This is a genomic window from Protofrankia sp. CiP1_Cm_nod4, from assembly GCF_982290645.1.
In genome coordinates this window covers 12,025-19,288 of sequence record NZ_CEVIVC010000071.1, presented here as the reverse complement: position 1 = coordinate 19,288, position 7,264 = coordinate 12,025, and the positions used below count along the sequence as shown (strand labels likewise).

The following is a 7,264-nucleotide window of genomic DNA, read 5'->3' as shown; positions in this document are numbered from 1 at the left end:
CGGGACCGTGGACGCCCGGTCGCGCAGGGACCTGCGGGCGCTGGCCCTCTGCGCGGTCGGCGCCGCGGTGTCGGTCCGGGTGCCGGAGCTGTTCGGGGTGAGCCTGGAGCACGACGGCGCGTTCTACGGGCCGAACGTGGGCGTTCTCGTGCTGCCCTGGCTGGCGGGTTTCCTCGCCTGGCGCCGCCAGGTCCGCCGCCCGCTGCTCGGGGTGCTGGTCGCGCTGTTCGCGCTCGGCGCCATAGCGGCCAACGTCTACCCGCTGGCCGCCACGTCGCAATCGGTGGTGCTCACCAGCATCCACCTCCCGATCGCGCTGTGGCTCGTGGTCGGTCTGGCCTACGCGGGCGACGAATGGCGCTCGTCGCGCCGGCGGATGGACTTCATCCGGTTCACCGGCGAGTGGTTCGTCTACTTCGTGCTCCTCGCGCTCGGTGGCGGCGTGCTCATCGCGTTCACGGCCGGCACCTTCCAGGCGATCGGGATCGACCCGGAGGTGTTCCTCGCGCAGTGGCTCCTCCCCTGCGGCGCGGCGGCCGGTGTCGTTGTCGCCGCGTGGCTCGTCGAGGCGAAGCAGAACGTGGTCGAGAACATCGCGCCGGTGCTCACCCGGCTGTTCACCCCGCTGTTCACCGCCGTGCTGCTCGCCTTCCTCGTCGCCGTCGTCTGGACCAGCTCCGGCATCGACGTCGAGCGGGAGGCGCTGATCCTGTTCGACCTGCTGCTGGTAGTGGTGCTGGGGCTGCTGCTCTACTCGATCTCGGCCCGCGACCCGCTGGCGCCCGCCGGCCCGTTCGACCGGCTGCAGCTGGCCCTTGTGGTGAGCGCGCTGGCCATCGACGTGCTGGTGCTCCTGGAGATCACCGGGCGGATCACCGAGTTCGGCACCACCCCGAACAAGGCCGCGGCTCTCGGTGAGAACGTCCTCCTGCTGGCCAACCTCGCCTGGTCGGCGTGGCTGCTGCTGGGGCTGGCCCGCCGGCGCACCCCGTTCGCGGCCCTCGAACGCTGGCAGACCGGCTATCTGCCGGTGTACGCGGCGTGGGCGTGGATCGTGGTCCTCGCCTTCCCGCCCCTGTTCGGCCACGTCTGACCGACCGCGCATGAGCCCACCCAGGCCGGCCGAGTACATCCGTCGGGCAATGTCGCATCCGGAGGAAGCGGAGTAGAGCAGGCTGTCACGCCACGCCCCGTTGGTGTGGGCGTGGTCGCGGATACGGCCCTCGTAGGAGAAACCGGCCTGTCTGACCACGGCGACGGACGCGGCGTTGTCCGGACCGATCGCGGCGCTGACACGGTGCAGGCCCAGCTCACCGAAGCCGAACGTGACCAGCACCCGCACGGCACGCCCTCACGACCCGCGGGGGCACGTCGGGCCCCTCCTTCGGGACAATCGGCGTCATGGTGGACGAGGAAAGATCGAACGCCAGAAGAAGTGATCAGTTCAAGAGGGTGTGGCGCGAGATGTGGGCCGTGAGCAATCGCGCGTACGCCGAGGAAGAGGAGCGAGGCAGGCAGCGGCACGCCGCCAGGCAGGATCGCCTGCGCGGCGGCGCGACCTCCATCGAGATCCGGGAGACGTTCGGGCGTGCCACCGGGCGGATAGTCCGGCGCGCACCGCTGGCGATCGCCCTGGGAATCGGGGCGGTGTACCTCGGGCGCATCGGATTCACCGGGATCCTCGACAACATCGGCGACCTCGGAGTCGTCTTCTTGGCGAGCCTTGCGGGCGCGGCCGGCGCCATCGTTTCTGGGACCATCGCCCTGGGGCTGGCCGCGTCCGTGATCCGGCTTGTCGTACGTGCCGCCCGCAACGCCCTGCGGGCGGCCGCGGACGAACACGGGCTCACCATCGTCACCGACATCGCGGGCGATCTTCCTCCCGGCGGCGGGCCGGCGCGGTTCGCCTGGGGCGAAGTGAAAAGCCTCGCCCGCTACGTGACCTATGGATGGGATGAAGCCGAAGAGTCCCGGTCCTCGCCCCCTCGCCCGAATATCTCGTCGTGACGACTCATGACGACCGCATGGTGCGCACCCTCGTGGACGGGCCTCGGAAACCCTGGCGGCTCCTCATGCTCATCGCGCGCGACGTCGGCCGGGTGGCAGACGTCAGCGGCATCGACAACGCGGGTTCGCACTACACGGACACCGATCCTTTCCGCCTCCGGTTCGGGAAGTGACGGCCCTCGCCGGCCGGACGGCCGCTGGATCACATCCCCCTGCAGCAGGCGGGATCCCTGGTCCAGTCGCACCGGTACTACGATAAGATCTTGATATGAAGCGTTCGTGGTTGTTCCGGCGCAGCCGAATCACACAACAACAACATTCGCGACCAGCTTATGTCGGAGATGCACACAGACAGGTCCTTGCGGACGCGGCAGGCATCACGGCCTATGTGGACGAGTCCCTGGCGCCGTATTTAGAACTGGCGTGGTCACACGGCATCGAGACGCTCAACTCGTGCCAGGGAACGGCGGACGAGCACGGGATATATCCGACGCCGGACGAAGAGAATCCCGGCTATGTACACCTGAGAGACGGCCGACAGATCATCGATCTGCTGGTGCTCTGGGGATGGGTGGGCTTCACCCATGAGATGCGGCTGGCCGTCGACAGCGATACGGACAACGGCTGCCGGACAGCGACGGTCTACTTTCCGTCGGTCGCGGCAATGGAACATCCGCCTGACTATCGAATACACGGGGCTGACGGGGAATGGACGATGGTCCGACGAGGGCGAATCACGCCGTTTTAGAAACATGATCGCCCATCGGGGGCCGGGGGCCGGATCGGATCCACCGGAGCGGGCCCCGGTGAGGAGCGCGGGGGCCGTTTTGAACCGTCCCGGCTATTCGGTCAAGGGGCTCTGGACAGCGCTTTTGGTCTCGGTCCTGCCTGTCAGGTAGGGTGCACCGCCGCGGCGAAGTCGTCGGGTCGACATCCCCAGGTACAGCCGACCCATGCCGCCCGCTCCCAGCCGACCGCGCAGCTCATAGGGGCCGACCCGCGCCGGGTCCGAGGGAAGCAACAAATCCACGCTCTCCCCCCGCGCCTCAGCCACACGATCATCCATAATGACCGCGAGCACACAGTTTAGAACAGTCAGCTCATTAACGGTCACACCGGGCAAGGGCTTCGAGACAGCGGATCGGCACCGGCATCATCGCGCTCTGCCTGTACAGGTTCGCCGCCACCTTCCAACCCGGCGCCCGCTTCGGACGCGTCCTGGCCGCCTACGACGGGATCTTCGTCGTCTCCACCGCCGTCGGCGGGTCAGCCTGGGAGGTCCTGCTCGAGCAGGGACAGGTCCGCGCGGACCAGGGTGGTGCTGGTGAGCAGCTCCACGATCAGGTTATGGTTGATCATGAAGGCGGCCGGCGGCGGCACCTCGTCCTCCATCATCCCGCGCACCCCTGCGAGCGAGAGGCGGCGGCGGACGGCGGCGATGTGCGCCGCCCGCTTGCCGGTCCACCGTTCCTCGGGGCGCAGCTCGCTCAGCTCCGCCTCGACCTGGTTCCACGTCAGCGGCTGCGGCTGCGGGTCGCCGCGCACGTAGCTCTGGCCGAGGCAGACGAGAACCAGCTTCTCGACCTCGCTGAGCGGCCAGACCTCGCCCTCCCGCGTCTGGGCGTCCGGCCCGTCCTCCGGACGCCGCGGGGCCGGCCGACCGATGATCCGGATCTCCAGTAGGTGCTCCTGGCTCGGGGCGACGATGAACAGCGGCATGTACCCGCTCGCCAGGGGCGACTGGTCGCCGCCGAGCAGCAGCCGGGATCCCGGCAGCCGGATCGGCCGGCGGCCCTCGTTGGTCAGGAGCCAGCGCGAGCCATCCCAGCCGATGTGCCCCTGCCGGCGGCTGACGTACTGGTCGTCGGCGCCGACGCACACATGGACCTCGGGCTCGCAGCGCCCGAACACGAGCGAGAACCCGGCCCGCGGGGCGACCCGCATCCCGCCGTTCGCCCCGACGGCGAACAGCGTGCCCGGCGGCGCCTCCGGCTGCCAGTGCGCCAGGCTGCCGATCTCCCGCGGCAGCAGGTCCACCTGGCTCGACCCGGCGCGACCCGACGAGTTCACGACTCCAGCACCTCCCGGCTCGGCGTGGCGACAGGTTAGCCCCGCCGCGCCGGGAGGGGTCCCGAGCTCGGAAGATCTGCCGCGAGCGCGCGGCCGCGCCGGAGGACCGTCACCGAATGACGAACACCAGACGGTATGGCGCGCCTCCGGCCGGGCCCTACCGGGGGCCGGCGTTGGCGCTCCACCAGGCGATCAGGGCCGCGGGAGGAAGTCCGCTGCCGAACGCGCAGGCGAGAATGTTCAGCCGGTCGTTCGACCAGATCAGGTATCGAGCGCCGCTCGGGTTCGTGCCGCAGACGAGACGGCCCGTGTCGCCGTTGTTCAGGTAGCGGGCGCCGCCGAAGAAGTTCGGCGGCTGCTGGGTACAGTCGGCGTCCGTGCCCGGATCGTTGAATCGGAGGGTTGCTGCCAGCGCGTCGGCGTCGGCCATCTGGTAATAGAAGACGATCCGCGGATTGCGGGCCTGAGAGTCGCACGCGATGGCGGCCAGCGGCTTCTGGTCGCCGACGTTCTGCTTGACCTGGTCTTCGGACAGCCGCATGCAGTCGACCCGGGCCGTCGGCGGGATGTGGGTGAGCAGCTGCTGCTCCGCCGCGGTCGGGAACGGCGGACTGGAGGTGCTGTTGACGGCCTTGGCGATCTCCGCCTGCGCCGGACCGTGGTTGTTCGTCCACCAGCTTGCGAGCTTCGCGGGGTCGCGCCCGATCACGCGGCCAAGCACACGCATGGACTCCAGGGTCCACTCCATGGTCGGCGCGTTCCCGGTGTCTCGGTAACACAGCAGGTTGCCCAGGTCGACACCGCGTAGGTCCCACTGATGGGTGCCGGGAGTGCCGGGGTTCTCGGCGCTCCCGCCGCAGTACGTGTCCATGGGCGCCTGCACGGCGTTCACCTGTGCGTCGTAGGTCGACCGAAGCCTGTCCAGGGCCGTGAACTGGTAGTACCAGACCGTTGTAGCGCCCTCGTCGGCGTTCGGTGGAGCGCACTCGACGGCAGCGACGATGCCGTGGAACCGCTCGAGAGCCCCCGCGGCCGGCCGGCGACAGTTCTTCAGATCGTACAGGTCGACCAGGGCCTTCTCTTCGGTGGTGGGGAAGGCTTTCAGGCTGGCCCAGCGGCTCCAGGACCCCCGCAGCCCCAGGTCGTCGGCCGCGCGCCGGCTGGCCGTCGCCAGGACCATCGCCTTGTCGTCCGTCCAGACGAGGGAGGTCGTGCCGTCACTTGTGTGGCAGAGCAGGCGCCCGTGCTGGCCGCCGGGGCTCGCGTCCGCGCCGGGATAGCGATGCTCGGCGCCGGTGCCCACCGCGACGCCGCAGTCTCCGGTGCCACGGCTGACTCCCGCGTCCCGCGTCGCGGCGCTGTAGGCGCTGTCCATCTCGTCGAGGCTGGCGAAGAGAGTGAGCTGGACTCGTTGGCCGGCGTCGTGCAGACCACGGCGTCGGCCCCGCCCGCCGGCCTGTCGCGGGCGCAGTCGGCGCGCAGCGGTTCGGGAATCCGGGCCAGTTGCTGCTGGCTGGGCCGGTCTCCGACTCCCGGCTTGTCCAGGACGACCGGGAGCGTGGCCCCGAGCAGCACGCCGACGAGGACCAGGCCCGCCCCGGCCGCGATGAGGATCCGCCTGTGCCGCGCAGCCACCCGCCGGACGGTCGCGAGCCGACGTCTCCCGGGCCCGCGCACCACCTGACCGGTTGGCGCCTGTCCAGTCGCGCCGGCCGGCGCCGCGCCGGGCTCGTTGGCCGGGGGCGGCGAGCCCGGCGGTGGGCCCCACGTTCCGCCGGACGCGGACGGCGGGACTGTCGGGGCGCTTGTCGGTGTCTGGGGGAACCTCGTCATCGTCGAAGGTGGCGAGGCCGGGCCGAGCGGCGCCGGGGCGGGGCGCGGGGAGCCGGCCGCGGACGCCAGCCTGCTCGCGAACTCGGCGCAGGAGGACGGACGACCCGCGGGGTCGCGAGCCATCGCGGCTTGCAGCACGTCGTCGAGCGCGGGCGGGAGATCGGGGCGCAGCCCGGTCAGGGCCGGCGGATCCCGCCGCACCTGCTCGCCGATGTGGTCGAACGGACGGCTGCCGGTGAGGCACTCGTACATCACGACGCCGAGCGCGTAGATGTCGACGAGCTTCTCCTCGGCGATGTCGCGCGGCGGCCGCTCGATCGTCGGCCGGTGGGCCATGGGCAGCTCTTCGAACCGGTCCGGGTCGAAGCGTTCCGGCGCCGAGTAGTCGGGCGTTCCGAGAAAGCCGCCCACGGCGGTCAGCGCCCGTTCGAAACCCACCTTGGCGATGCCGAAGTCACACAGGCAGGCATGGCCGGTCTCGGACTCGACGAGGATGTTCGCCGGGCGGTGGCGAGGTCCAGTTGCCCGTTGTCCGCCAGCAGCCCGCGCAGGCTGGAGCCCTCGATGTACGGCATGACGAGGTAGAGAAGCTCCTGGTCGTCGTCGCCCTGGTCGCGCCCTGCCGCGGCCTGGTCCGCGGTTTTCTCCGTGGCCGCCTCATAGACGTCGACGATGTGCGGGTGCCGCAGCGTGGTCACGGCCCGCACCTCGCGGAAGAACCGTTCGCGGTACTGGGGGATGTGCGCGAGCTGCGGAGAGAGAACCTTGACGACGACCGGCCGGTCGTTCAGCTGGGTATCCGTCGCACGGTAGACCACGCTCATCCGGGTCTCGGACAGCGGCGGTCGGGTCAGCCGGTACCGGGGCAGTGAAATCGGCTCCTGGGGCACTGTCGCAACATTCCCTGTGAGTCTGCGGGCGGGTCTCGACGGCTCGGTGACGAAAATCAGTCCAGAACGTGCTCCGACGCTACTACTGATACCTTTTGCCCAACTGTCTGGGTGGGCTCCCGAGCCCGCTCCCGCTGGCCGAGCCATCCGGGACCGACGGCGAACGGCGCAGTGCCCTGTCCGCGGCGGGCCTCCTTCGGGCCACCTTCACCGAGATGGCCCCGGGTCGCCGGCTGGCGCGCGCCAGCCGGGCCTCGCCGGATCTTCGATCAAGGTCGACCGAAAGGCCGAGGTGAGGAACTCTCGAGTGATGGGGAGAAGTCGAGGTCGCGACGACCGGCCCGCTTCGCGTCGCACGCGCGAATCTCGACGCGTCCTGGTGGGCGGGTCGGCCGGGACCCCTCCCGGCCGGTGCCGGTTAACTTTCCGGCGGACGAGCCGCCGGGAAAGCCGAGACGGGCGGA

7 protein-coding genes and 2 pseudogenes are annotated in these 7,264 nt (G+C 70.2%); 5 read left to right on the top strand and 4 right to left on the bottom strand.

The window, feature by feature from the left end:
* From AC5LSR_RS14640 to AC5LSR_RS14620, 5 genes and pseudogenes are all read left to right on the top strand, one after another.
* On the top strand, positions 1 to 1,093 hold a 1,093-nt coding region (locus AC5LSR_RS14640), incomplete at its 5' end, for a hypothetical protein (protein WP_493468577.1).
* Positions 1,094 to 1,473: 380 nt separating this feature from the next.
* Positions 1,474 to 2,007: a hypothetical protein gene (locus AC5LSR_RS14635; protein ID WP_493468576.1), complete on the top strand. Its 534-nt coding sequence runs from the start codon at positions 1,474 to 1,476 to the stop codon at positions 2,005 to 2,007.
* Positions 2,004 to 2,180, top strand: coding sequence for a hypothetical protein (locus tag AC5LSR_RS14630; RefSeq protein ID WP_493468575.1), 177 nt, complete (start codon positions 2,004 to 2,006; stop codon positions 2,178 to 2,180). The genes AC5LSR_RS14635 and AC5LSR_RS14630 overlap by 4 nt, the downstream gene beginning before the upstream one ends.
* A 95-nt stretch (positions 2,181 to 2,275) precedes the next feature.
* Positions 2,276 to 2,755, top strand: coding sequence for a hypothetical protein (locus tag AC5LSR_RS14625; RefSeq protein WP_250283828.1), 480 nt, complete (start codon positions 2,276 to 2,278; stop codon positions 2,753 to 2,755).
* Positions 2,756 to 3,147: 392 nt separating this feature from the next.
* A pseudogene (locus tag AC5LSR_RS14620) lies at positions 3,148 to 3,261 on the top strand (YnfA family protein); the annotation flags it as partial.
* A 12-nt stretch (positions 3,262 to 3,273) separates the two neighbouring features.
* Here the strand turns inward: AC5LSR_RS14620 and AC5LSR_RS14615 are convergent.
* The 4 genes and pseudogenes from AC5LSR_RS14615 to AC5LSR_RS14600 form a co-directional block, all read right to left on the bottom strand.
* Positions 3,274 to 4,077 carry an FHA domain-containing protein gene (locus tag AC5LSR_RS14615; protein WP_250283830.1) on the bottom strand — a complete coding sequence of 268 codons (804 nt, stop codon included), beginning with the start codon at positions 4,075 to 4,077 and terminating at the stop codon, positions 3,274 to 3,276.
* 157 nt (positions 4,078 to 4,234) lie between these two features.
* Positions 4,235 to 5,452, bottom strand: coding sequence for a hypothetical protein (locus AC5LSR_RS14610; RefSeq protein WP_493465417.1), 1,218 nt, complete (start codon positions 5,450 to 5,452; stop codon positions 4,235 to 4,237).
* A gap of 611 nt (positions 5,453 to 6,063) precedes the next feature.
* Positions 6,064 to 6,357: pseudogene (locus AC5LSR_RS14605) on the bottom strand (hypothetical protein); the annotation flags it as partial.
* On the bottom strand, positions 6,327 to 6,800 hold the full coding sequence (locus AC5LSR_RS14600; protein ID WP_493465418.1) for a protein kinase: 474 nt from the start codon (positions 6,798 to 6,800) through the stop codon (positions 6,327 to 6,329). The pseudogene AC5LSR_RS14605 and the gene AC5LSR_RS14600, both read right to left, overlap by 31 nt.
* Between the last annotated feature and the right edge of the window lie 464 nt (positions 6,801 to 7,264).